The organism is Chitinophaga niabensis (assembly GCF_039545795.1).
GTDB classification, from domain to species: Bacteria; Bacteroidota; Bacteroidia; order Chitinophagales; family Chitinophagaceae; genus Chitinophaga; species Chitinophaga niabensis_B.
In genome coordinates, this window is the sequence record NZ_CP154260.1 from 2,112,832 (window position 1) to 2,138,751 (window position 25,920).

At 46.7% G+C, this 25,920-nt stretch carries 18 protein-coding genes; 14 read left to right on the forward strand and 4 right to left on the reverse strand.

Going from position 1 to position 25,920, the window contains the following annotated elements:
* Positions 1-6: 6 nt before the first annotated feature.
* Positions 7-1,953 carry a discoidin domain-containing protein gene (locus AAHN97_RS08415; protein WP_343307129.1) on the forward strand — a complete coding sequence of 649 codons (1,947 nt, stop codon included), beginning with the start codon at positions 7-9 and terminating at the stop codon, positions 1,951-1,953.
* Between the two features lie 401 nt (positions 1,954-2,354).
* On the opposite strand, the gene AAHN97_RS08420 is transcribed toward AAHN97_RS08415, so the two are convergent.
* Together AAHN97_RS08420 and AAHN97_RS08425 are read right to left on the reverse strand one after the other, a co-directional pair.
* Positions 2,355-3,233, reverse strand: a complete 879-nt coding sequence (locus tag AAHN97_RS08420; protein ID WP_343307130.1) for an arginase family protein — start codon at positions 3,231-3,233, stop codon at positions 2,355-2,357.
* 60 nt (positions 3,234-3,293) lie between these two features.
* A complete protein-coding gene (locus AAHN97_RS08425) occupies positions 3,294-3,722 on the reverse strand; it encodes an SRPBCC family protein (protein WP_343307131.1) in 429 nt (142 codons plus the stop codon).
* A gap of 217 nt (positions 3,723-3,939) precedes the next feature.
* On the opposite strand from AAHN97_RS08425, the gene AAHN97_RS08430 reads away from it, so the two are divergent.
* From AAHN97_RS08430 to AAHN97_RS08480, 11 genes are all read left to right on the forward strand, one after another.
* Positions 3,940-4,104: a hypothetical protein gene (locus AAHN97_RS08430; protein WP_343307132.1), complete on the forward strand. Its 165-nt coding sequence runs from the start codon at positions 3,940-3,942 to the stop codon at positions 4,102-4,104.
* A gap of 53 nt (positions 4,105-4,157) precedes the next feature.
* On the forward strand, positions 4,158-4,337 hold the full coding sequence (locus tag AAHN97_RS08435) for a hypothetical protein (protein WP_343307133.1): 180 nt from the start codon (positions 4,158-4,160) through the stop codon (positions 4,335-4,337).
* 10 nt (positions 4,338-4,347) lie between these two features.
* Positions 4,348-4,749: a GreA/GreB family elongation factor gene (locus tag AAHN97_RS08440; protein ID WP_343307134.1), complete on the forward strand. Its 402-nt coding sequence runs from the start codon at positions 4,348-4,350 to the stop codon at positions 4,747-4,749.
* Between the two features lie 83 nt (positions 4,750-4,832).
* Positions 4,833-5,702 carry an AraC family transcriptional regulator gene (locus AAHN97_RS08445; RefSeq protein WP_343307135.1) on the forward strand — a complete coding sequence of 290 codons (870 nt, stop codon included), beginning with the start codon at positions 4,833-4,835 and terminating at the stop codon, positions 5,700-5,702.
* A gap of 3 nt (positions 5,703-5,705) precedes the next feature.
* Positions 5,706-6,128, forward strand: a complete 423-nt coding sequence (locus AAHN97_RS08450; RefSeq protein WP_343307136.1) for a DUF983 domain-containing protein — start codon at positions 5,706-5,708, stop codon at positions 6,126-6,128.
* Positions 6,129-6,211: 83 nt separating this feature from the next.
* Positions 6,212-10,261 (forward strand): hybrid sensor histidine kinase/response regulator transcription factor, encoded by a 4,050-nt coding sequence (locus tag AAHN97_RS08455; RefSeq protein WP_343307137.1) that lies wholly within the window; start codon positions 6,212-6,214, stop codon positions 10,259-10,261.
* Between the two features lie 168 nt (positions 10,262-10,429).
* Positions 10,430-13,213, forward strand: a complete 2,784-nt coding sequence (locus AAHN97_RS08460; RefSeq protein WP_343307138.1) for a SusC/RagA family TonB-linked outer membrane protein — start codon at positions 10,430-10,432, stop codon at positions 13,211-13,213.
* Between the two features lie 3 nt (positions 13,214-13,216).
* A complete protein-coding gene (locus tag AAHN97_RS08465) occupies positions 13,217-14,860 on the forward strand; it encodes a RagB/SusD family nutrient uptake outer membrane protein (protein WP_343307139.1) in 1,644 nt (547 codons plus the stop codon).
* 20 nt (positions 14,861-14,880) lie between these two features.
* On the forward strand, positions 14,881-17,955 hold the full coding sequence (locus AAHN97_RS08470; RefSeq protein ID WP_343307140.1) for a SusC/RagA family TonB-linked outer membrane protein: 3,075 nt from the start codon (positions 14,881-14,883) through the stop codon (positions 17,953-17,955).
* Positions 17,956-17,962: 7 nt separating this feature from the next.
* The gene (locus AAHN97_RS08475; RefSeq protein ID WP_343307141.1) at positions 17,963-19,708 is read left to right on the forward strand and encodes a RagB/SusD family nutrient uptake outer membrane protein; all 1,746 of its coding nucleotides are present in this window, start codon (positions 17,963-17,965) and stop codon (positions 19,706-19,708) included.
* Entirely contained in the window at positions 19,708-21,108 is a 1,401-nt protein-coding gene (locus AAHN97_RS08480; RefSeq protein WP_343307142.1) for an alpha-L-fucosidase, read from the forward strand. Before AAHN97_RS08475 ends, AAHN97_RS08480 begins: the two co-directional genes overlap by 1 nt.
* A 57-nt stretch (positions 21,109-21,165) precedes the next feature.
* Here the strand turns inward: AAHN97_RS08480 and AAHN97_RS08485 are convergent, their stop codons facing one another.
* Positions 21,166-22,719, reverse strand: coding sequence for a PAS domain S-box protein (locus AAHN97_RS08485; RefSeq protein WP_343307143.1), 1,554 nt, complete (start codon positions 22,717-22,719; stop codon positions 21,166-21,168).
* A gap of 132 nt (positions 22,720-22,851) precedes the next feature.
* Here AAHN97_RS08485 and AAHN97_RS08490 point away from each other — a divergent pair, with 132 nt between their 5' ends.
* On the forward strand, positions 22,852-23,952 hold the full coding sequence (locus AAHN97_RS08490; protein WP_343307144.1) for a Gfo/Idh/MocA family protein: 1,101 nt from the start codon (positions 22,852-22,854) through the stop codon (positions 23,950-23,952).
* Here the strand turns inward: AAHN97_RS08490 and AAHN97_RS08495 are convergent.
* Positions 23,935-25,017: a metallophosphoesterase gene (locus AAHN97_RS08495; RefSeq protein ID WP_343307145.1), complete on the reverse strand. Its 1,083-nt coding sequence runs from the start codon at positions 25,015-25,017 to the stop codon at positions 23,935-23,937. The two genes, AAHN97_RS08490 and AAHN97_RS08495, sit on opposite strands and share 18 nt — an antisense overlap.
* 36 nt (positions 25,018-25,053) lie before the next feature.
* Between AAHN97_RS08495 and AAHN97_RS08500 the strand changes: the two genes are divergently transcribed.
* Complete coding sequence (locus AAHN97_RS08500; RefSeq protein ID WP_343307146.1) at positions 25,054-25,878, forward strand: N-acetylmuramoyl-L-alanine amidase; 825 nt, start codon at positions 25,054-25,056, stop codon at positions 25,876-25,878.
* The last annotated feature ends 42 nt before the right edge of the window (positions 25,879-25,920 follow it).

The following is a 25,920-nucleotide window of genomic DNA, read 5'->3' on the forward strand; positions in this document are numbered from 1 at the left end:
CACGTTATGATCTTTTGCTGCTTCTTTGTCTTGGGCAGCACATTCTCCTATGCGCAGAACAGGTCTCAATGGGTATATCCCGATAAAAAAGGCCGGCTCGTTTATAAAACCACAGCCGCCGGGGACCGTATCATGGACTTCTCTTATGCAGGATATAAAGGCGGCGGAGTAGTCCTGCCCAATGTACCTGTGAAGAAAAAAGTAGCCCCATCCGGTAGCACAGATGATACACAACTCATCCAATCCGCCATTGACGAAGTATCCGCTTTGCCTTTACAACAGGGCTTCCGGGGAACGGTATTACTGGAGCCGGGTATTTTTACCTGTGCCGGTTCGCTGAATATACATGCCACAGGTGTTGTGTTGCGTGGCAGTGGAAGTGGTAAAAATGGTACTACTATTAAAATGACAGGCCCCAAACATGCAGCCATTTTAATAGGAGTAGCAGGAAAACAAGCTGCTGGTTCCAAAAGCATTCCTGTAACAGATACTTACCTTCCTGCAGGTACTTCTTCCTTCAAAGTAGCCGATGCTGTTGCTTTTTCAAAAGGTGATCAGATCCTCGTAAAGAAACCTGTCACAGAAGAATGGATCCACCAGATGGAAATGGATAATTTAAAACGTGATGGTAAACCACAGACATGGATCAGTAAGAATTCCTTCCTGGTAATGGAACGGAAGATCACTTCCATTTCCGGTAATACCATCACCATAGATATTCCACTGGCAGATGGTGGAAAGGGTATTGTGATCAGCCATGCCGGAGCTTCCACACGTATTACAGATGCTGGTGTGGAACAATTGCACATACAATGCCCGCCACTGGAAATTGATTACGGTCATGCACCGTATTCCGGTATTAAGATCAATGCAGACGACTGCTGGGTGAAAGATGTATACTGCGAAGAAACCATGAACACCACTACCTTAGCAGGTAACCGCATTACCATGCAGCAGGTGGTGGTAACACATACTTACACCAACCTGGGTGCTTCCAAACCAACTGATTTCAGCCTGGAAGGCAGCCAGAACCTGATAGACCGCTGCGAAGTAACAGGAGGTAACACTTACTTTGTTTGGACGGCTGGTTTGAGAGCTGGGCCCAATGTTATATTGAACAGTACTTTCCGTGGCCATGGCAGCCGTATTCAGCCACATATGCGTTGGTCAACCGGTTTGCTGGTAGACAATTGTACCGTAGCAGATGGAGGTATTGATTTCATGAACCGTGGTGTTGCCGGCTCAGGTCATGGCTGGACGATGGGTTGGGGTGTTGCATGGAATTGTATAGCTAAAACGTATGTGATCCAAAACCCCCCCGGTGCTGCAAACTGGGCTATCGGATGTATTGGTACAAGATACCAGACAGCGCGTTTGTTTGACAGCAGTCCTATCTTGCCGGATGGTAATTTTGATTCCCATGATAAACCGGTTTTTCCGCAAAGTCTTTATCTGGCGCAATTATCCGAACGCCTGGGTAATAAAGCATTGCAGAATATTGGGTATAAAGAGAATGGAGGATTCACCAATAAACAGGTAGCGCCATTACCTCCTTTGAAAGCAGAAACAGATCCTGTATACGGCATCAACAAAGCCTTACACCGCCCGATTAATACAAGTGGTGGTACACGTGGTGAAAATACCCTTGATGGTGATCCCGCTACGTACTGGACTACAGATGAAGGTAAAACAACCGGTACTTTGGAAATTGATATGGAAAACCCTGCAGAACTCAGTGCCATTGCTATCAGCGAAGTATTGGGGAATAGGGTGACAGCTTATAAAGTAGAAGGGCAGGTGAACAGCGACTGGAAATTGTTAGCGGAAGGTACTGCTATCGGCAAACGTAAAACAGCTGAATTCCCAAAGGAAACGATCTGGAAAGTACGAGTAACGATCATCAGTGCAACAGACAGGCCTGCTATCAGTGAAGTGGGTTTGTATCTGAAATAAGATAAGTAAGCCCGCCTGCTATTAGTGAAGCGGGTTGTATCTGAAATAAAAATAGTAATAAGATATTTATCCAGGCCCGCCTGCTATCAGTGAAGTGGGTTTGTATCTGAAGTAAGATAAGTAAGCCCCGCCTGCTATCAGTGAAGCGGGTTGTATCTGAAATAAAAATAGTAATAAGATATTTATCCAGGCCCGCCTGCTATCAGTGAAGTGGGTTTGTTTCTGAAATAAGATAAGTAAGCCCGCCTGCTATTAATGACGCGGGTTGTATCTGAATAAAAATAGTAATAAGATATTTATCCAGGCACGCCTGTTATCAGTTAGGTGAGCTTGGATTTTGTATGACTTTGCAACTTAAGTGAAAGAGTTTGTACTGTGCAACAGTCTATTCTGCTTCAGCATTATGTGCTTAAACAATCAACAATGCAAGCAGTGATCCCTTGCGCAATACTTCCATCCCCATCCAGCGTAGGATTAAAACAGGTTACACTCATGCCCGCTATATCATTCGCATGCAGCAGCCTGCGCATAATAGTAGCCGCCTGTTCAAAAGATAATCCTCCCGGCAAACGGTAATCTACTGCGGGATTAATGTCATCAGACAATACATCTGTATCAAAATGAAGCCAGTAACCATCCAGCTTTAAGGTATCGATGTATTGCTGTACGGAAGTCATGATCTGATCAACTCCATTACGTTCAATATCTGTGAGACTAAAACATTTGATAGCTGTTTCCCGGATGTCCTGCGAGCCATATTTTTCCGTTTCTTCCTGATCCCGCTGGCCAAGGTGAACCACATGTTCATCTTTCACATAAGGCCGCAAACCATTGATATTTGTAAGCAGCATAGGGCCTCTGCCGGTAACAATGGCGAGGTCCATATCTGCTACTTCCCCTGTAGTGGATTTTATCGGCTCATAGAAATCAGCATGCTGATCCAGGAAAAGGAGCCCATAATTCCCTTTTGCTTTCAACGCCGGCATAATACCCAGCAGAATGCTGCAATCCCCGCCGAGCACGATCGGGAAATGAACCGCCTCCGAAACAGCTTTACCCAAAGTGAGAGAAAAGTCTTTCAGCAGTAGTGGATTGAGGCACTGCGTATGTGGGTCCCTTTGTGGATTATAATCAGCATTAAGTGTGGGTACATGATGAACGGCTGCATGGAGCTGTTTAGCCAAACCAGCCCGTAGCAAGCTGTCTGCAAGGTATTCAACACCCGTGTGCCTTAAACCCAGGATAGAGGGGGCAGATATGATCTCTACATTACGCAGCATGTTTTACAGAAAGCAAAAAGCCGACCAGAATACTGGCCGGCTTTGATAAACTTTTATAGCCTATTGCTCCAAAAATGCCTTCAGGTTTGTACCAATAATATCCGTCCAGCCCTGTGCAAAACTTTCTCTTCTGAAATTCTTGTTGTCTTGCGGGAAAGTATCCAGCCCTGCATGCGTCAGTTGCAACCGGGTTTTATCCCCTTCCGGAAAAAGCTCCCAGGTAACAAAGGAATTGCCGGGATATTTTGGATACCGCCAGCTATAAGTCAGCTTTTTACCCGGGATCACCTCTGTTACTTTACAAAGGTGCTGGTATTGCTCACCGCCTTCTTCCCCTCCATAAAACTCAAACTCATAGCCAACTTCAGGTTTAAAACCCGGCAGGTCGAAATACCATGATTTCATTTTGGCAGGATCTGTTATCGCTTGCCATACTTTATCGGCAGGAGCATTGTACGTCCTTTCGATTACAAATGGAGATACCGTCATATGAATTGATTTTTACATTAATTGGTAACCTTATGGTTACAAATATAAGAAACCTTTTGGTTACACAAAATAAAAATGGTGCCCATAGAAGGGAATCACCCTGTACAATTTATCGGAGCTAAGGTCGTTTTTTTAATAGGACCGGCATAAGCGCATTAATACTGGAAAAAACAGCTATAAATACCCGTTTAATTTTAATTCCTTATGTTTGTATAACATGTCAGGCATTATTTCACATATCACTAAGGTATCCATCAGGCGCTTCGCACCTGATGCAGCACCTGTGAGCGCCTGTGGCAACAAGCAATTCCGCACCTTTTGTAATAAGCTGTATTACATTTCAAACTTTAAAGACTTCAATACCCTGACCCTGGCCTGCTAGACAGGAACAGGGGCCCCCTTCTACCTTTATTTCACATGTTTAATTGAATTGCGATGACCAGGAATCCTGTAACAAAGATTTCGGTCAGAGGCATGATCTTACTCATTCTTGTAATCGCTAATGCGCTTGTGCTCAAAGCCGCGCTGGTTACAGGAAATGAGTGGTGGTACCTGGCATTGGTAATAACCGTACCATTATCACTGATCTTCCTCTGGCTTATTAGAAAACCATAAATTAAGTACTATGCAAAAAGTAAAACATCAGCTGGTGTTCAGAGAAGATGATTATGAAATGTTAACAGCCTGTCTGAACGATGCACAGCGCGAAAGCGCATTTGGCGCACATGTAATGGCAACACTGAAAGCAGATTTCAAAAGAGGAAAACTGGTGAGCCGGGATGAGTTCCCTGCTGATGTGGTACGCCTTAATTCAAAAGTGAAACTAAAAGAAGCAGGCAACAATAAAGTGATGGAGCTGGTGCTGGTAATGCCGGACGAAGCAGACATCAAACAAAGGAAGATCTCCGTAATGGCACCTGTAGGCGTAGCCCTGATAGGATTCCGGGAAGGGCAGGAGGTAATGTGGCAGGTACCTTCCGGGAAGAAAACGTTTACGATCATAGAAGTAGAGAACCTGGAGGTTTAAACACTGCCAATCAGTAAAAAGTACCACAAAATCCCTGATTGGTCATAGGCCATTCTCCCCCGCTGCAGTACCTTTGTACCATCATGAAACCAGCCATCCCGGTATATGATATTTGCAGCCTCAGTATGGGGAAAGATCAGCAGGACCTGCTGATAGAAAGATTAAACCATTACCTGCAGAACAACTACCACAAGGCCATGCACCAGCATGGCCATTCATTCTACCACCTGGTATTATTTACAAAAGGAAGCGGTACCCACACCCTGGATTTTACGAAGTTCAGCGTGCAGCCCTACCAGGTTTATTTTATGATCCCGGGCCAGGTGCATAACTGGCACTTTTCACCGGATACGGATGGTTATGTGATCCATTTTTCGGAAACCTTCTTCCGCTCTTTTTTGATGCATCACGATTACCTGGAACGTTTCTCTTTTTTCAGTGGTGACAGTAAAGACCAGGTACTCACAGTACCACTTCCCGCAAGAGAAGAAGTGAAAGCTTTGTTTGAGAAACTGGTAGCAGAAATGGAAACGCTGCAATATGATATGATCCGTGTGCTGATGCTGCAATTGTTCCTGCTCATTGAAAGAACGAGTGTAAGGGAAAAGAAGAAAGCCATTCCCCAGCAGAAACTGCTGGTATTGCGCAACTTTCAGCAATTGATCAACAAACACTACCGTACCATTAAATTACCAAAGGAATACGCAGAACTGTTATATATCACACCTAATCACCTCAATGCCCTTTGCCAGGACCTCCTGGGCAAAACTGCCGGTGAACTGATCCGGGAAAGGATCCTGCTGGAAGCAAAACGTATGCTCACCAATGCAGACCTTACCGTTACACAGATTGCGTATGAACTCAACTTCCAGGATAATTCCTACTTTAACCGCTTCTTCAGAAAGTATGTAGGTTTCACCCCGGATGATTTCAGGAAAAGCTTAAATAATTAGTATATGTGTGCCGAAAAAACAGACCACAAACCCAACCTCATCCTCAGTGTATTAAGTAATAAATGCCCGCGTTGCAGAAGGGGAGATCTCTATCAGCAAAAAAATCCCTACCGCCTGGGCAGCTTCATGAAAATGAATGAACATTGCCCTGTATGCGGCCAGCCCACAGAGCCGGAAACAGGTTTCTACTTTGGTACCGGTTATGTAAGTTATGCCCTTTCCGTTGCCCTGAGTGTGGCCACCTTTGTGGCCTGGTACGTTTTATTGGGTTTCTCCCTGTATGATAGCCGCCTTTTCTGGTGGCTGGGCATCAACGGAGCACTCCTGGTTATCTTACAACCCATATTGATGCGGGTTTCGCGGAGTATCTGGCTCGCCTTCTTTGTTTATTACGACAGAAACTGGCGGCTTCAGTATAAAGTTTAAAGATATGCTGTATTTTGCGGCTCAACCGAGTCGTATAAGTGAGCATGAGATCCTGCTATATAATCGCTTTATTGTTTCTATTGATGTCCACTACCTTGAAGGCGCAACTGCGTTTCAAACATCTGGGCATCGCGGAAGGATTGTCTCAAAGCTCCGTTTACTGCCTCTACCAGGACTCCAAAGGTTTTATCTGGATAGGTACCTTTGATGGTCTCAGCCGCTACGATGGCTACAGCTTCCGCCACTTCAAATATGATCAGACCCGCCCTTTCAGCATGAGTTCCAATGAACCCATTGCGCTGGGAGAAGACAGTGAGGGTAACCTGCTGGTAGGCACCTCCCTGGGCATGGACCTTTTCGACTGCAAGCTGGAACGCTTCCATAAAATAGTTTCCTCTGATAAAAGGAATGATTTCAATTTCCGATACGCCAAGCTGATTAAAAGGGACAGTAAAGGCAATCTCTGGGTAGCCACCAACAAAGGGCTGTTCCGTTATGATGAAAAGAAACGGGTGCTGCATCCTGTAGATCTGGGCAAAGGTCCCGGCAGGCCTTCTATCAGCGCCATTGCAGAAGACAAAAACGGCATATTATGGCTGGGCAGCGCAAAAGATGTGATCTGCTATAACCCCCAGAGCCGCCGCATTCTGCCGGTTCCGGCTTCCCTTCTTCAAAATCCCCGCTACCTCAACAGCTTTGTACACAGCATTGCCATAGACAGTGTGCAGAATGTTTGGATAGGTACGGAAAAAGATGGTTTACTCGTATGGGACCGCAAAACGGATGTGGTAGAGAACTACAATTCAGAAACCGGCCCTTTACAGATCAGCAGCGATATGGTACGGGCTATCCTCTTTCACAACGGAGATGCCTGGATAGGTACACGCAACGGGCTGTACACCATTAATGGCAGCAGAACTATCGTAAAGAATTATGTGGTGGACAAGTACGATCCTTATTCCATTTCAGGTAATTCGGTGCTCTGTTTTATGAAAGATAATGCCGGCAGCATTTGGGTAGGTACCTTTGCCGGTGGCCTCAGCATTGAACATCCGGGGAATGAGAACTTCAGCTACATCAACGAGCAACTAGGCCGCCAGCCGGGATTGAGCTATAAGGTGGTGAGCAGCATCAAGGAAGACAAAGACCGTAACCTCTGGATCGCTACAGAAGGCGGCGGGGTGAATTATTACAATACAAAGAATAATACTTTTCAATACATCCGCGTAAATCCCCGCGCACCGCATCACATCAATCCTGAAATGGTGAAAGCCATTCACCTGGATGAAAAACAGAACCTCTGGATAGGTACACTGGAAGGGCTTTTCAGTTATCACCAGCCTTCCGGCAAAATGCTTTCCTATCCCCTGAAAGAAACACCTAAACACCTCCTGGATGATGTGGTATATGGTATTGTGGGAGATGAAGAAAACACCTGGATAGGTACCAAAGGCGGTTTGTTCCAGATGGATAAGAACGGCGCTTTTACCCGTTACCGGAATAAAAAAGAAGATCCGCACAGCATCATCTCCAATGATATCAATACCCTGATGCAGGATAGTGAAGGTGGTGTATGGATCGGTACTGAAGTAGGCCTGTCCTGCCTCCCGAAGGGAAGGAAGCAATTCGTCAATTACCTGAAAGAATACGATAGCGTGTTCAACAAGAACGCGATCCTGTGTATTTATGAGGATGACCGCCGTAATATCTGGATAGGCACAAGGGGAGGAGGATTGAAACTGCTGAATAAAGAGCGCAACCAGTTCTTTACGCTGGATACCGCTTTCGGCCTCTCCTCCAATATTGTGCATGGCATCACGCAGGATAAAAAAGGAGATCTCTGGGTGAGCTTTAACCAGAGTATTGCCCGCATCACCTTAGGAAAAGCACATGGGCCTTTTACGAAAGAGGAAGTGCAGGTAGTGAATTATTCCGTGAACAATGGCTTAGGCAGTAATGAATTCCTGGCCGCCGCATGCAGAAGAGCATCTGGGGAAGTGATGTTCGGCGGCAATAACGGCATCGTTCAATTCCACCCGGACAAACTCGTGATCAATAAAGTGAAAGCCCCGGTGGTATTCACTTCCTTCAGTATTAAAAACAAACCGGTACCCATTGGCGGAGAACATTCTCCCCTGGAGCAATCCATCAGTTATACGGATCATATTACGCTCACGCACGACCAGGCTTATTTTACGCTGGGTTTTGCAGCACTGAACTATATCAATTCCAGCACCAACCAATATGCTTATATGCTGGAAGGCCTGCATGGAGAAACGCAATGGAACTATGTAGGGAATCAGCAAACGGCTACTTATACCAACCTGGATGCAGGAGATTATGTGTTTAAAGTAAAAGCCGCCAATAACGATGGTTATTGGAATGAACAATATGCCAGCCTGCATATTACGGTGCTGCCGCCACTCTGGAAAACCTGGTACGCTTACCTCTTCTACCTGCTGGTGATAGGCGGTATCTTATATATCTTCTGGTCCCATTCCATTAAAACCACCCGCCTGAAACATGAAATACTGTTGCAGCAGCGGAGCCGTGAGAAGGACCAGGAACTGGCGCAGCGCAAATTGTCCTTCTTCACCAATATTTCCCATGAGATCAAAACGCCGCTCACTTTGATATTGGCGCCGCTGGAAAAACTGGTGGATGAAGAGAAGGGCAATAACAAAGTGTTGAACCAGCTGTTGCTCATGCAGCGGAATGGAGAAAGGCTGATGCGTTTAACAGATCAGTTGCTGGATTTCCGCAAGTTTGAAGCAGGGCATATGCAGCTGCAGATCGCGGAGCAGGATATTGTGCAGTTTATCCGGGAAGTGATCCTTTCTTTTGATGCCTATGCCCGGCAACGCAACCTGAAACTCACTATGCAGGCAGCGGAACCGGAAATGCGGGTATGGTTTGACCACGATAAACTGGAAAAGATCCTTTTCAACCTCATTTCCAATGCCGTGAAATTTACCCCGGCAGGTGGCAGGATCAAAGTTTCCGTGAAAACGAACGCACAGCGGCAGGTAGTGATCAGTGTGGAAGATAATGGAGCAGGTATTGCACCGCAGCATATTGGTAAGATCTTTAATCCCTTCCATCATTATAATGATACGGGTTTACCTATTTCGGGTACCGGTATCGGGCTGGCTTTTACAAAAGGACTGGTAAGCCTGCACAGGGGAACTATTACGGTAGAAAGCCGGCAATCCACTATTAATACACCCGGAGAAACCTGTTTTACGGTTTCTTTCCCCATGCATGCGGAACAGTATGTACAAAGTGAGATCAGTGGCAGCACACCGGAAAGGCCGGAACCCTACACAACAGAAATACCGGCGGAAGCAGAAACAGAAGGAGAAGGCAACGGCCAGGTAATGCTGATCGTGGAAGACAATGCGGAAATGCTCAGCTTCGTAGCCAGCCATTTCAGGCAGCACTATACTGTGCACGAAGCCATTGACGGCAGAGAAGGCTGGAAAATAGCCACAGAGGTACTGCCGGACATTATTATCTCCGATGTAATGATGCCGGGCCTGAGCGGAACGGACCTTTGCCGCAAACTGAAAAAGGACGAGAGGACCAGCCACATCCCCGTGATCCTGCTCACAGCCCGTACACCCCTCGTTTTCCAGATGGAAGGGTTTGAAACCGGCGCGGATGATTATGTGACCAAACCTTTCAACCTGGGCTTATTGCAGCTGCGGGTAAATAATCTGCTGGCTTCCAGGGCATTGCTCCGGGAACGGTATAGTAAGGATATTATGTTGCAGCCCCGCAATATTGCCATTACCTCAGCCGATGAGATCTTCCTGGAAAAAGTGATGGCGTTTATTGACGCCAATATATTGGAGCCTACCCTCAATGTGGAACAACTGGCCAAAGAAGTGAACATGACCCGCATCACCCTTTACCGGAAAATTAAGGCACTCACCAACCAAACCACCATCGAATTTATCAGAAGCGTACGTTTAAAACGTGCGGCGCAATTATTAACCCGGAACGAATTTACCGTTACAGAGGTAGCATATATGGTAGGTTTTTCTGATGTGGACTATTTCCGCAAATGGTTTAAAACAGAATTCGGCAGCACACCCCGTGATTATGCCGCTTCTCAGTCAATTCAGCCATAGTGGCTCATTTTCCTCCTTTTGTGTACAAATGACCTGTTCTATTTTGATGGATTTCACCCGTATTTAAGCAGCAAATGACGGGTACCTTAGCCCTTCCTTCCCCCTAATTTTGGAGATCAACCAATTACTTAGATCAATCAACCAATTGTCGTTTTCAACTACGTTATTATGGTGAAAAAGTACGCAACGCCACTTTTCTTTGGGCTGACGTTATGCCTTCCCGGTATCCGGGCAATGTCAGCAAAGCCAATGGAAGATACGGTCATTCGCAGGGCTTCCGTTTCTCAGAGCCTGCCCGCAGCAGCCAGCCGTATCTTACCCCTGAAAGATACCGTTCCGGTCTTATTTGGTGCTCAATCCGGTACTACCATGCTCCAGTCTTACGGCATTGTCCGTTATGACGATATCCGCAGCATGCCGGTAACACAATTGGAAAACAGCTTATATGGCAAACTGGCGGGATTGTATCTCCTGCAAACCAGTATAGAGCCAGGGCAGGATGCTGCCACCATGTCTATCCGCGGCGCAGGCCCCCTGGTTGTAATAGACGGGGTGCCCAGGTCTATTACCTCCATTGATCCTGAGCAGATCGCTTCTGTGAGCCTGATCAAGGATGCATTGGGTACTGCCATGTATGGCATGCGCGGAGAGAACGGCGTGCTCCTGATCACTACCAAACACGGCTACAATGGTAAAAAGCGGATCTCTTTTACAGCCCAGAGCGCTATTCAGCAACAGCTGAAAAGACCAAAGTTCCTCAGGGCATTCGATTATGCAAGTCTTTATAACGAAGCCCTGCAGAACGATGGCAAACAGCCCATTTATTCCCCGGCAGACCTGGAAGCCTGGAAGACAGGCAGTGATCCCTTTGGCCATCCGGATGTGGATTGGTACAATACCGTGCTGAAAGACCAGGCTGGTATGCAGCGTTACAACCTGAATATTGCAGGCGGCGGAAGGTCTGCCCGTTATTTCGTAGACCTGGATTACCTGAACCAGCAGGGATATTTTATAACCGACAGTAAGAACACTTATCCTACCAATAACTTCTATAAACGGTATGTTTTCAGAACCAATATAGATGTAGACCTTACTAAAACCACCCTGGTGAACCTGAATGTTTTTGGCCGCATCCGTAACGGAAATGAACCCGGCTCAGAAACTTCGGGCATCTATTCTTCCATTCTCACCACACCCAATAACGCTTACCCCATGCTGAATAATGATGGCAGTTTGGGAGGAAATGCAGAATACACCAATAACATTTATGGACAGGCCGTACGTTCAGGTTACCGGCCTAATTATAACCGCAACCTTTCTATAGACCTTTCCGTAAAGCAAAAACTGGATGCGCTGCTGCCGGGTTTGTTCGTAAAAGGACTGGCTTCTTTTAACGGGTACTATAATGAGAACATCAACCGGAGTAAATCTTTTGCAGTATATAATGGTACCAGTAAAATAGGTACAGATGGCACACAGTCTAACGGCGCTACCAACAGTGCCGAGAACCGTCAGGCCTATACAGAATTCCAGGTGGGATATGATTCTACTTTCGGCGCCCACCAGCTGAGCATTGTTGGATTGTATTTCAGAGATACCTATACGGACGGGAAACAATTGCCGCTCATTAATTCCAGTTTCTCTGCGCGCGCCGCTTACAACTACGCACAGAAATACCTGCTGGAATTCACGATGGCTTATTCCCGCAATAACATGTACTATCAGAAACAGTGGGGGTACTTTCCTGCTGTGGGCATCGGCTGGAACATAGCGAAGGAAAACTGGTTCCGGGAAGCGCTGCCCTCCATTGGAACGCTGAAGCTCAGAGGTTCTTATGGTTTAACAGGCAATAGCAGCAATGCAGGTTATTATACCTACCTGCAATTCTATACGCAGAACACTTCCTATGCATTAGGGAGCCCGGCTACCAGTTACCCTGGTATCACCGAATCAGCTTTGGCTAATCCTTACCTCACCTGGGAAAAAGCAAAGAAGGCGAATGTAGGGCTGGATGTTTCGCTCCTGCAGGACAAACTGCAATTCACCGCAGAATATTTTAATGTAAAACGTACTGATCTGATCATGCGCCGCGGCACCAATGCCAGCACGATCATCGGAAATACGATACCGCTTGAGAACATCGGCGCCAGCACTTACAGCGGAATGGAGTTCAGCGCAGATTATCACAGCAGGGTAGGGCAGCTCGGTTATTATGTAAATGCGAACGTGTCTTTCATAAGATCCCGTGTGGACGATATGGACGAAGTAAGCCGCCGTTACAGCTGGAATGAACGTACCGGTATGCCGGTAGGGCAGAACTTCGGGCTCGTAGCTGATGGTTTCTATAATACTAAAGATGAACTGGATAATCACCCCGCGCTGGATGGTTACACACCTGTGCTGGGAGATCTCAAATACAAAGACCTGAATAATGACGGGGTGATCAATGTGTTTGATGAACGTGCGATAGGTACTACCAAACCACAGGTATATTATGGTGTGAACATAGGCCTTAACTGGAAAGGTTTTGACCTCAGCATGGTTTGGCAGGGAGTAATGAACCGTTATATTTTCCTCACCGGCAATAATACCTATGAATTCCAGAACGCCGGGAAAGGCCAGGCCCAGGAACATCACCTCGGAAGATGGACGCCTGCTACAGCAGCAACAGCCAGCTATCCAAGATTAACCGTGGGCACCAATGTGAACAATCACCGCAACTCTACTTTCTGGCTGAAAGATGGTAAATACTTACGCCTCAAGAACCTGGAACTGGGTTATACGCTGCCACAGGATTGGGTAAGGTTCACCAGGTTAGGCAGCATCCGCGCATTTGCAAATGCTTACAACCTGCTCACCTTTACACCGCTGGACCGTGTAGATCCTGAATCTTACCAGGGAGCTTATCCCAATCAGCGCATTTACAATTTCGGTGTGAACATTCAACTCTAATCCATGATGAAAAGTAAATATCTCCTTTATATACTCGCAGGTGTTTGTGTGCTGCAGGCCGCCTGCAAACGCGTGCTCGAATCTGAGCCGCAGGACCGGCTTACGGGCGACCTGGTGTTTGATGAAATGGACAAGAATGCAGACAATGCAAAAGCTTTCCTCTATGGCATCTATGCGCAACTGCCTCCCGGTTACAACCGTACGGAGAATGCCTATATAGATAACGCCACAGATGATGGCATGGCTTCACAGGACGGGGACAGAACGGAAGATTTCCGAAAAGGACGCATCAGTCCTTTGAACGTAACAGATAATACATGGGGAACTAATTACAGTGGTATCCGCCGTGCGAACATGTTCCTCTCTAAAATAGACAAGGTGCCAGCCACGGCAGAATTAAAACGTGCCTGGAAAGCGGAAGCCCGCTTCCTCCGTACCCTGTTCTATTTTGAACTGATGAAACGCTGGGGTGGCGTGCCTTTGATGGGCGACACCATTCTGAAGATCACGGATAATTTAAATTTCAGCAGGAGCACGGTGGAGCAAACAAAGAATTATATCCTCGCAGAAATAGCAAATTATAAAGATTCTTTGCTGCCCGCCAATATGAATGATGCAGATGTGGGGCGTGCCAACAAAGGTGCGGCGCTTGCCCTGAAAGCAAGGTTACTGCTGTATTGGGCCAGCCCTTTATACAATCCAGATAACATCACACAGCGATGGACGGACGCAGCAAATGCTGCACAGGAAGTAACTGACCTCGGTGTTTACACTTTGTCTGCTGACTTCCCGGGCCTGTTCATCACCAGCAAGACCACCGAAATGATCTTCGCTAAAAATGGTACACCTAACCAAAACGTAGAGCAGTACAATGGCCCTGTAGGATACCTGAATGCCGGAGCCGGTAAAGGATTAACCAGCCCTTCCCAGGAACTGGTGGATGCCTTCCCCATGAATAACGGTTTGCCCATTACAGACCCGCTTTCCGGTTATGTGGCCTCCAAACCCTACGAAAAAAGAGATGCGCGTTTTGAAGCCACTATTCTGTACAACGGAAAGAAATGGCTGAACCGCTCCGTAGAAACATTCGAAGGGGGGCTGGATAAACCCGGTGGCATCATCACCCAAACAAAAACAGGTTACTACCTGCGCAAGTTCATGGGCAAATTTGAAAGCTCCACTGCTTACAGTAATACCATCAGGCCGGTGATACTTTTCCGCTATGCGGAAGTGCTGCTCAATTTTGCGGAAGCAAAAAATGAGGAAAGCGGTCCTGTTAAACCGGTATACGATGCCCTGGGCCTTATCAGGAAGAGAGCAGGCATCACCGGTACCACCTACGGATTACCGGCCGGCATCACTAAAGATTCCATGCGGAGCATTATACAGAATGAAAGAAGGATAGAGCTGGCATTTGAAGAACACCGCCACTGGGACATCCGCCGCTGGAAGATAGCCGGCAAAGTGATGAATGCACCTTTATCCGGTATGAAGATCGTAAAGAATACAGACGGCACTTTCAGCTATACAAGGTTTGCGGCCACCACCTCCGCATTTGATATCACCCGGATGTACTGGTATCCTATCCCATACAGCGAGATAGAAACCAATCCAAATATGAAACAGAACATTGGTTGGGAGTATTAACGCAAATGAAAAAAACTATTATGAAAAGAATTATATCTATTCTGCTACTTTCTTTCTTTGCTGTTGCCGCGGTAGCGCAGGAAAGGACCATCCGCGGAACCGTTGCGGATGCCAACGGGCCTGTACCTTTTGTTACCGTAAAGGAAGCAGGGAATCCTAAAAACGGGGTGCTCAGTGATGATAAAGGGGCCTTCACCATCACACTGAAAACAGCTTCCAACGAGATCATTATCACTTCCGTAGGGTATGCCAGCAAAACAGTGAACATAAAAGGGAAAACAAACATCAGCATACTGATGGATGAAGCCGTAACTGGTTTGGGAGAAGTGGTAACAGTAGGTTATGCGAAACAAAAGAAGATGACGAGCACCGGCGCGGTGAGCATGATCAGTGGAAAGGAATTACGCCAAAGTCCTGCCGCCAGTATCCAGAACTCGCTCGTAGGCCGCCTGCCGGGTTTATTCCAACAGCAAACCAGCGGGCAGCCGGGTAAAGATGGTGCTAACTTCTTTATCCGTGGCAGCAGTACCTATACCGGTGCCAGCAATCCGCTGATCGTAGTGGATGATATTGAATATGATTACAGCCAGGTGAGTCAGATAGATCCGAATGAAGTGGAAAGCATTGCTATCCTCAAAGACGCCTCTACTACCGCTATTTATGGTATCAAAGGAGCAAATGGCGTATTGGTGATCACTACCCGCCGTGGTAAAACAGGTACGCCGAAAGTAACGCTCCGCTCTGAAGCCGGCTTTCAGAAACCAACCGTTTACCGCAAACCATTGCCTTCTCACGAAGCCATTCCTTTACTGATAGAACATTATACCAACTCAGGGCAGGATCCCAATGTGTTGCTGCCAGGTTATACCAGTCCTGAAGCCATTGAGCATTTCCGTTTGGGAGATGAACCCTATAAATATCCGAATGTGAACTGGTATGATGAAGTGATGAAAAAAAGTACCCTGCAGCAAAGGAACAACCTGGATGTAAGTGGTGGTACGGAATCTGTGAAATACTTCGTTTCCCTGGGATATATTTTCCAGAATGGTATTATGAAGGAACTGCCTAAAGATGAAGACTTCAACAGCAACTATTATCTGAAACGTTACAACTTCCGTTCTAACCTTGATGTAGATGTAACAAAGGATTTCAGCCTGCGGCTGGACCTTTCTGCACGTCTTTCCGAGATCAATGAACCTAACTTCCCGGATGTAACAAGTGGTGGTGCATGGCCTTTCTGGCGCAGGATCACTTCCGGTCTTTTAGCACCCTGGGTATATCCGATCTATAATCCGGATGGTTCTTACGGGGGTAAAAAATCAGGTACACTGAATCCCGTGGGCATTCTCAAATACGCCGGTTACAAAAGGCAATATGATAACGACCTTAACCTCAACCTCACCGCTAATCATAAACTGGATTTCATCACCAAAGGTTTATCCATTCGCGGAACGCTGGCTTACCGGAACGATTTCCAGAGCAGGCGCAGTGTAACAAGAGGCCGCTTCCCGGTATATGAATATATCTCCGGATCGGATACTTATGAACCAGTATTCCCAGACCTCTTCAGGATCCCGGTAATGGCAGAAGATGCGGATTTTCAGAATGGATTGAAAAGGCCTATCCGTGTATTGAACACGCAGGCTATCCTGGATTACCGCAGGGCATTTGGCAACCATACCTTATATGGCCTGGCTTTGATGAACCAGAGTGCAGATGTGCAGGGGGCTAACGTACCCGGTAAATTCAGAGGTTATGCTGCAAGGGTAGGATATGATTTCCGCTCCAGGTATCTCCTGGAGTTCAATATGGGTTACAATGGTTCTGACCGTTTTAAATCAAAGAACAGGTATGGTTTGTTCCCCGCAGTATCTGCAGGCTGGAACGTAAGCGAGGAGCCTTTCTTCAAGAATAATGTGAAGTTCATCGATTACCTGAAATTGCGTGGTTCAATAGGGGAGGTAGGGAACGATCAGCTGTCCAACACCTTCAAATACATTTACGAAGAGGTATACACCAAACCTTCACAGGATTACAATTTCGGAGAATCGCCCACCGCTTCCGGTGTAGTGATCCCCGGCGCATTGGCGAATGAAGATGTGCGTTGGGAAAGGGAACGTAAGATAGATGTTGGTATTGAACTGCACCTCTTTAAAGGTAAACTGGAGATCGTAGCAGATTACTTTGATAACCTTCGTTACGATATCCTCACTACCCGTGGTTCTGTACCTGTATATACCGGTATTTCTTTACCACCTGTGAACATTGGCCGGGTGAGCAATAAAGGATATGAAATTGAAGCTACGCACCGTCATAAGATCGGCGCCGTGAATTACTTCCTGAAAGGCAACTTCTCTTTTGCAGAGAACAAAGTGCTCTTCCGCGATGAACCATTCAATGCTTCCAATCCGCTGTTGCTGCAAACAGGCCGGCCGGTAGGGCAGATCTATGGTTATATCTTCGATGGTTTCTATTATGATGATGCGGACATTGCCAAGAGCCCTGTAGCAGTAGGTAAAACAGTAAAACCCGGAGATATTAAGTTCAAAGACATCAATGGCGATAACAAGATAGACCAGAACGATATCGGGCCGATAGGCCATCCCAACCTGCCGCAGGTAACCTATGGTATCAGTGCTGGTTTCAGCTACAAAGACTTTGATATGTCTGTACTCTTCCAGGGAGCAGCGCGTGGCAGCATGGATGCTTCCACCATGTTACAGATCGGTAACTCCAACGGTATACCTTCTGAGATCCACAAAAAGAGATGGACCCCTGAAACCCGCGATATCGCAGAATATCCGAGGCTGGGTGGTGTGAACTTTGATATGTCTACTTTCTGGTTAAGGCCTTTGAATTACCTGCGTTTGAAGAATGTGGAAATGGGATATCATATCCCTAAGGCATGGGTGAACAGGATAGGGGTACAGGATATCCGCCTGTATGCAAACGGCCTGAACCTTATTACCTGGTTCAATCTCAAGATCTATGATGTGGATCCTGAATCAGCGAGGGGCGGTGCATTTACAGAAGCATACAGCAGCTATCCGCAACAGAAGGTTTTCAATTTTGGTTTACAGGTTTCCTTTAAATAGTTTGATCATGAAGAAATTATTCATTGGTGCAATAGCACTCTCATTAGCAGCAGCAGCCTGTAAAAAAACAAATGGTGACGACTTCCTGGACAAAACAGATACCGGCACCATCGACCGCGAAAAAACATTTGCGGACAGTGCGCTGACCATGCAATTCCTGAATGGTGTATACCGCCAGTTATCTTTTGTGTATTTCCTGGACAATGGTCTTTTTGGCGGTGGACTCTGGGGTTATTCAGATATAACAGACGATTCTGAAATGCGCTGGAGCGGCAACGTAGCACAAACCGCACAGGCTTATAATTCCGCTACCTTCTCTACCGGCGCAGATTTTGCCAGGATCCGTGCAGACCACTGGACGAATCCTTACACCTGTATCCGCCGGGTGAATATCTTCCTGGCCAGTATAGACCAGGGGCCTTTATCCGAAGGCCGGAAGGTCCTGGCCAAAGCAGAGGCCAGGTTCCTGCGCGCTTACTATTACTTTCACCTGCTCCGTACACATGGTGGTATTCCGCTGATCGGAGACCGCTTATATGATCTTACAGACGATTTTAACCTGCCGCGTGCTTCTTTTGAAGAATGTGTAGCATATATCGTTAAAGAAATGGATGAAGTAGCCGCCATTCTTCCGCTGGAACAAATAGGCAGTGAATATGGCAGGCCTACAAGAGGTGCGGCCATGGCAGTAAAGGCAAAAACACTTTTCCTGGCTGCGAGCCCTTTATTCAACGGGCAGAACCTGGGAGAAACCGCAGCGCAGAAAGCCGCGCTGGGATATGCTTCCTTTGATAACGAACGCTGGAAAAAAGCCGCTGATGCTTTGAAGGCGGTAATGGACCTGGGGATCTATGAACTGGTGGAAGATAATGTTACCCGCCCCGGAAATGGTTTCTATACTACTTTCATTCAACGGAAGAACAAAGAACAGATCTTCCTGATCATGCAGGGAAATAACAAGTTCGTGGAGTTATACCAGCTGCCTGTTTCCCGCGGAGGTAACACCTATAGTTTTCCTACACAGCAACTGGTAGATGCATTCCCGATGGCGAATGGTAAAATGATCAATGAAGCTGGTTCCGGTTATAATGCAGCCAAACCTTATGAAGGCAGAGACCCGCGCTTTTATTTATCCATCCTGTACAATGGTGCTCCCTGGTTGCTGAGGACCAGCAATAAGAAAGAGCCGGTATGGCTGTACCAGTTTGCGCCGCAGGACGGTTTGAATACAAATGCAAATGCTACCCGTACCGGTTATTTATGGCGTAAAATGATGGATGAGAATGCAGGTGGTAACTATGGCGTAGATGCCAACCGCTGTTTGCCAGCCATCCGTTATGCAGAGATCCTGCTGAACTATGCGGAAGCCATGAATGAATACGGCGGTGCAGGAAGCGAAGTATACAATGCAGTGGAAATGATCCGCAAACGTGCCGGCCTTAATCCATACCAGTTAACCAGCGGTTTAAGCAAAGAGGCGATGAGAGATGTTATACGTAACGAAAGGAGGGTAGAGCTGGCTATGGAAGAAGGACACCGTTTCTTTGACCTATTGCGCTGGAAAGAGCTGGATAAAAAAGCAGCTGGTGAAATGTATGGCATGCGCCTTATCAAAGTAAATGAAACTACATTTACGCCGGAGCGCTTTGTTTTTGAAACTCGAACTTTCAGAAGCCCGCAGATGTATTTTATGCCTATTCCGCAACAGGAGATTAACCGCGCTCAGGCATTGATCCAAAACCCGGGCTGGTAATGATGATGAAAACGATGAAGAATAAATTATCTGTATTGCTGTTACTGCTTACTATTTCTGCCACCGCGCAGCAAAAACTACAGTTTGGTGCACAGTACACCGGCAAAAGAACAGACGCCGCCATGAACAAATGGCGCAGCAACCGGTTCGGGCAGTTTATCCATTGGGGATTGTATGCCATTCCCGGTGGTGTATGGAATGGTAAAACGTATAACTATGCGGCGGAGTTCCTGAAGTCCAGCGCCAAGATACCTACCAGCACCTGGGATTCCCTGATGTACCAGTTCAACCCGCTGAAGTTTAATGCTAAGGAATGGGCTAAAATGGCGAAGAAGATGGGCGCAAAGTACATGACCATCACTACCAAACACCATGAAGGTTTCTGCCTGTGGCCTACAAAGTTCACGGAGTTCAATATCAGTCATACGCCTTACAAAAAGGATATCCTGAAAGAACTGGTGGAAGCATACAATGCGGAAGGCATTGATGTGAACTTCTATTACTCCGTACTGGACTGGCATCACCCCGACTGGCGCTATGATATCAAATCCGCAGAAGACAGTATTGCCTTCCGTAGGTTTTTGAAGTTCGCCTCGGATCAGTTGCGCGAACTGGGCACGAATTATCCCACCGTAAAAGCCTTTTGGTTTGATGGTACCTGGGATAATTCCATCAAGAAGAACGGCTGGTGGACGCTGGAAGTAGAGAAGATGCTAAAGGAAGTAACACCCGGCGCTATCGTAAACAGCCGTTTGCGTGCAGATGATTTTGGTAAAAGGCATATTGATTCCAATGGCGAATTGATGGGAGATTACGAATCCGGCTATGAACGCCGCCTCCCCAGTCCTTATAAAGACCTGCAGGTAACTAAATGGGATTGGGAGGCCTGTATGACCGTTCCCGAGAACCAGTGGGGTTATCATAAGGACTGGAGCATCAGCCACGTAAAATCACCATTAGAACTGCTGGAGATGGTAGTACATACAACCTCCATGGGCGGCAACTTCCTCCTCAACTTTGGCCCTGCCGGAGATGGCAGCATCCGAAAAGAAGAACAGCATATCGCCACTGAAATCGGCGCATGGATGCAGGCAAATGGCAATGTTATCTACAATTGTGACTATGCCGGCTGGGAAAAGCAGGACTGGGGATATTATACAAAGCAGAAAGGAAGTAATACCCTCAACCTGGTAGTATTCAACATACCGGTAAGTGGATTACTGAAAATAAAAGCTCCTGCAGGTACACGCTTTAAAACCAAACAGGGTCTTGAGGAAATAGCAAAAGACCAATACCTGTTCCACATGCCCGTACAGCTGTATAAAATACCACAGGTGATCATCCTGGAAACGGAAAGCAGCAGTGGCAGTGGAGATAAATACCAGGAAGCAAAAACATAAGGCTACTCGGTCTACTATAAATACGATAAGGGCTCTCCCGGAATGCGGTGCGGAGCCCTATTCTTTTTCCACATCCATGAAAATGGCATTACACTTATCCGCTACCTCATGCAGGATGCCGTCCATTTCTTTGGCAATTTTTTCTACGTATTCCAGTAACGGCAGATTCTCGGGGTCTGCAAAGTTTTCTTTGTTCAATAAACCAACTACACCCAGCATAGAGGCAACCGGCCGCCGCATGCCATGGGAACTCATGTGTGCCACTTTCTGCAGTTCTTCTATGTAGTTTTTCTTATCTTCAATATCCTGCATAGCACCGATCACCCTGGCGGGCTGATCGTCTTCATTATAGAGCACATACCCTCTGTCGTTTACATACCTGTATTCTCCCTCTGCATTCTTAAAACGATATTCCACTTCCCAGTGTTTCAGCCGGGTTCTGATCACTTCTTCCAGCGTGAATACCGCTTTTGCATAATCATCCGGATGCACCATTTTCTTCCACCATGAAACATTGTCATCCACCTCCTCATAGCCGAATAATTCTTTTAAATTGGCATTCCAGATCACTTTGTTTGTGGTCAGATCCCAATCCCAGACCACATCATTCGTAGCCAGGGATACTATCTCATATCGCTCCACGGCTTTTTTAAGCTGGATCTCCTGCTGTTTCCTTTCCGTGATGTCTCTTGCAAAACATGCCACACCGGTTATTTTTCCCTCAACAGCAATAGGATTGAAGGTGATCTCTGCATATGCCATACCAAAACCCTCCAGTTCCCTGGCTTCCTCAATCACCTGCTTCTCCCCCCGCAAGCCTTTATCATAGAAATCCCTCCAGCGGAGATAATCGCTTTCAGTTTCCACTTTGGTTAAATTATCTCCTACTTCGAGCTTTACGCCCATGAAATTTTGAATGGTATTTTGAAATGGATTATTAAAGGCAATGAATTGTTTGTCCGCACTTACCGCCCAGATCAGGTCTTCCGTACTGTTGATAATAGTGTTCAGTAATTTCTCCTGCTGTACCAGTGCCTCCTCCGCCAGGTATTTATCTGTAACATCCCAGATACTTACCACTTCCGCTTCTTTTCCATTATAGGAAGTACCAAAGGATTGTATCTGTATGTACATTAAAGTGCCATCCTTTTTCAGGTGCCGCCAGGTACCATCGGTGTGAAACCCTTCCGAATAGGCTGCCTGATTATTGAGGATCTTGATAATGTCTTCTTCAGGGCGGATGTCCAGTATCGTCATGCGCATGAATTCTTCCATGGTGTAACCGTAGATATTCAGCGCGGCATCATTCACTTTCAGGAACCGCAGATCATTTCTGTCGTAGATCCACATGGCATGAGGGCTTTCTTTAAAGATCCGGATATAGGCTTTCTCAGAATGATGTAAAGAAGTAATGTATTTATTCAGTAGCCAGTATAAGAGCAGGCCGTTAATAGAAATAAAAACGATCCCTTTCAGGAAGTGACCATGCCAGAAAAGCGTCGGAATACGTTCGGCAAGGGAGCGCAGCAGGGATTCCGTTGTGAGGAGCCATATAATACCAAATATTATAAAGATCATCACCGTCCTAAGCGGAGAGAAAAGGTTGATCATACATGGTGTGTTTCAGTTGCGGTTCGGTTACTTTACTCAAAGTAGTAAAAAAAAATGAGTCTCTGCCCGGCCATGCTACCTAAATATTTAAAAATGATGTATCTTATTAGCTCCTCAAAAAACCCTTTCGTTATGACACATTCCCGTAGAAAATTCATTCAGTATTCAGCAGTAATGGGGGCATCCGCATTTGCCTCACCGCTGGCAGGACTGGCCATGCCATGGCAGCAACGCAAACTGGGTATCGCACTGGTAGGCCTTGGCGGCTATGCCACCAACCAACTGGCACCCGCACTGCAGCAAACACAAAATATTGAACTGCGCGGCATTGTTACCGGCACGCCTTCTAAGATCCCTGTATGGGTGGAGAAGTACAAGATCCAGGACAAAAACATCTACAACTACGAAAACTTCGATAAGATCGTTGATAATAAGGACATTGATGTGGTGTACATCGTACTGCCCAATTCCATGCACGCAGAATATACTATCCGTGCCGCAAAAGCAGGAAAACATGTGATCTGCGAAAAACCAATGGCAGTGAGTGTGAAAGAAGGGCAGGCCATGATCGATGCCTGTAAAAAAGCGAACCGCCAACTGGCGATAGGATACCGGCTGCATTACGACCCATTCCATCTTGAAATGATGCGGCTCACCAGGGAGAAAGTATTCGGGAAAGTAAAACTCGTAGAAGCCAGCGATGGTTTCAGGGCAGGCGATCCCAATCAATGGCGGCTGAAACATGCTTTATCCGGCGGCGGGCCTTTAATGGATGTAGGTATTTATGCCATCCAGGGCGCCCGTTACACAGTAGGGGAAGAGCCGATATATGTAACGGCGCAGGAGTTCCCGAAAACAGAGCCGGAGAAGTTTAAGGATGTTGAAGAGTCACTCGCATGGCAGCTGTATTTCCCCAGCGGTGCTATTGCCAATTCCTTTTCTACGTATGTCACCGGCGTGAACCGTTTATATGCTGCAGCGGAAGGCGGATGGTATGAAGTGAACAATGCATATGGCTACAGGGGCCAGCAGGGCCGTACCAGCAAAGGCCCTATGGAGATCACACCTATCAATCAGCAGGCCGCGCACATGGATGGAGTGGCCAAAGCGATATTAGAGAACCGGCCGAACAATGTACCGGGTGAAGAAGGGCTGCGGGATATGAAAGTGATAGAAGGTATTTATGAAGCCATCTCCAGCGGTAAAAAAGTGAAATTAGATCTGCTCAAATAGATAATAGAGCGGTGATTCTTCCAGTACTTTCCTGGCGCCGTCCTCCCATTTGATCAGGCGGATGAAACCATCTGTTATTTCAATGCCGGTAATATCCCCGTCACTGAAACAACAACAGCCTGTATTAAAGTAGGTGGGCTGCGCCATTGTTTTTATCAGCACTTTCCCTTCATATTCCTTTTTGCGTTTGGCAAGGGAGTCCTGTAAAGCACTAATCAGGGCCTCATCCTGATCCTTCGTGGCTTTTTCCAGTTGTTTCGTAAGCCGGTCTATATGATCGAGGGAAACAAATACGGGTTTGTGTGTATGCCCTGAAATAAGGAAGGTGTTCTTCGCCTGCAGCGTCCATTCATACATCACAATATTATGCAGGTCTACCAGGTCAAAGGAATCTGATACGGTATCCATGCGGATGTCCAGCAAACGTTGAATGGGCGTCCAGACAGCAGCTACAAACCATTTGGAAAAAGCATTCCCGTCACTGCGCTGATCTCCCTGGTGGCCATGGGTGAGGAAGATGTCGAAAGTTTTGTTGTTATAAGGCATCTGGAGGATCATGCCTTCATAGATCTTTAGTTTATCGCCGAAGATGGGTTTCAGGAATTGATTCCGGGGAATGAGGTAATTCCATTCCAGGTCGTGATTCCCGAAGATGCGGTAATAACGGTCTTTCTGAAGGAATTTTGCCTCTTCCAGTAAGGTTAAACGGTTCTTTTCTATCACTTTGGAAGGGGTGCTTTCCCATAATTCCTCACAGTCCCCCAGGTTAATAAGCGTATATTCCTCATTGTAGTAGTACTGAAGGGCTTTCATGTAGTTTTCTTCCGCTATCATAAAATCATCCGCAGCATCTTTTGCACCTTTATGCTGATCTGAAAGGATAATGTAACGCGCGCTCTCCGGATGGCAGGAGAGGAGCGGGCCCTTATCCTGCTTGCCTTTCAGGATATCCTGCTGTAATTGCGTGAGATTACTGAAAACAGCTTTGCTTTCAGGCCGGGATGATAATTTGTTGGCGAGCCAGATAACCGGTTTCCGGAATATTATTTGCAGTACTTTCTTCAATCTGATAAAGATAGGGATTTCTTATATTTGAGAACAATGGGAAAACAGAACAAATGGCTGATCATAACCATGATCGTTTCGATCTGTGGTTGTGCGCCGCAACCTTACAAGGTTACCAACAAAGTTTACCGCAAGCAGGCAAAAGCACTGTCTGGTGTGATACGGCAGGAGCCGGGCAATATTCCGGTGAATGCAGTGCCTGCAACAGACTGGTGGGCTGGTACCACTAACTTCAACCTGCGGAAGCCTAATTTAGTGATCATTCACCATACTGCCCAGAACTCCTGTGAACAAACCCTGCGCACTTTTACGCTGGAACGTACGCAGGTAAGCGCGCATTATGTGATCTGCAGGAACGGTACCATTCATCATATGCTGAACGACTACCTGCGTGCCTGGCATGGCGGTGTATCCAAATGGGGCAGTATAACAGACATTAATTCATCTTCTATCGGCATTGAGCTGGATAATAACGGCAGCGAGCCCTTTGACTCCATGCAGATCCGCAGCCTGATCGTATTGCTGGATACTCTCAAACACCGCTATAATATCCCGGCAGATAATTTCATCGGCCATGGAGATATTGCGCCTAAACGAAAGGTAGACCCGAGTGTACTTTTCCCCTGGGAGCAACTGGCGCAAAAAGGTTTTGGGATCTGGTACGGGGATACCACCAATATACAGGTCCCGGAGCCTTTCAGCGTGCCGATGGCATTGCGGCTGGTGGGATATGATGTGAAGGATACAACAGAGGCGGTGCAGGCCTTTAAACGGCATTTTATCCCGGCTGATTCCCTCAGTACCAAAGGTCAGCTGGATGGGCCGGGGCGAAAGATATTATATAGCATTATTAACAGGTAAAGAAGCCCTTCGGGGCTTTTTTACTTATATTGCAAGCGCAAC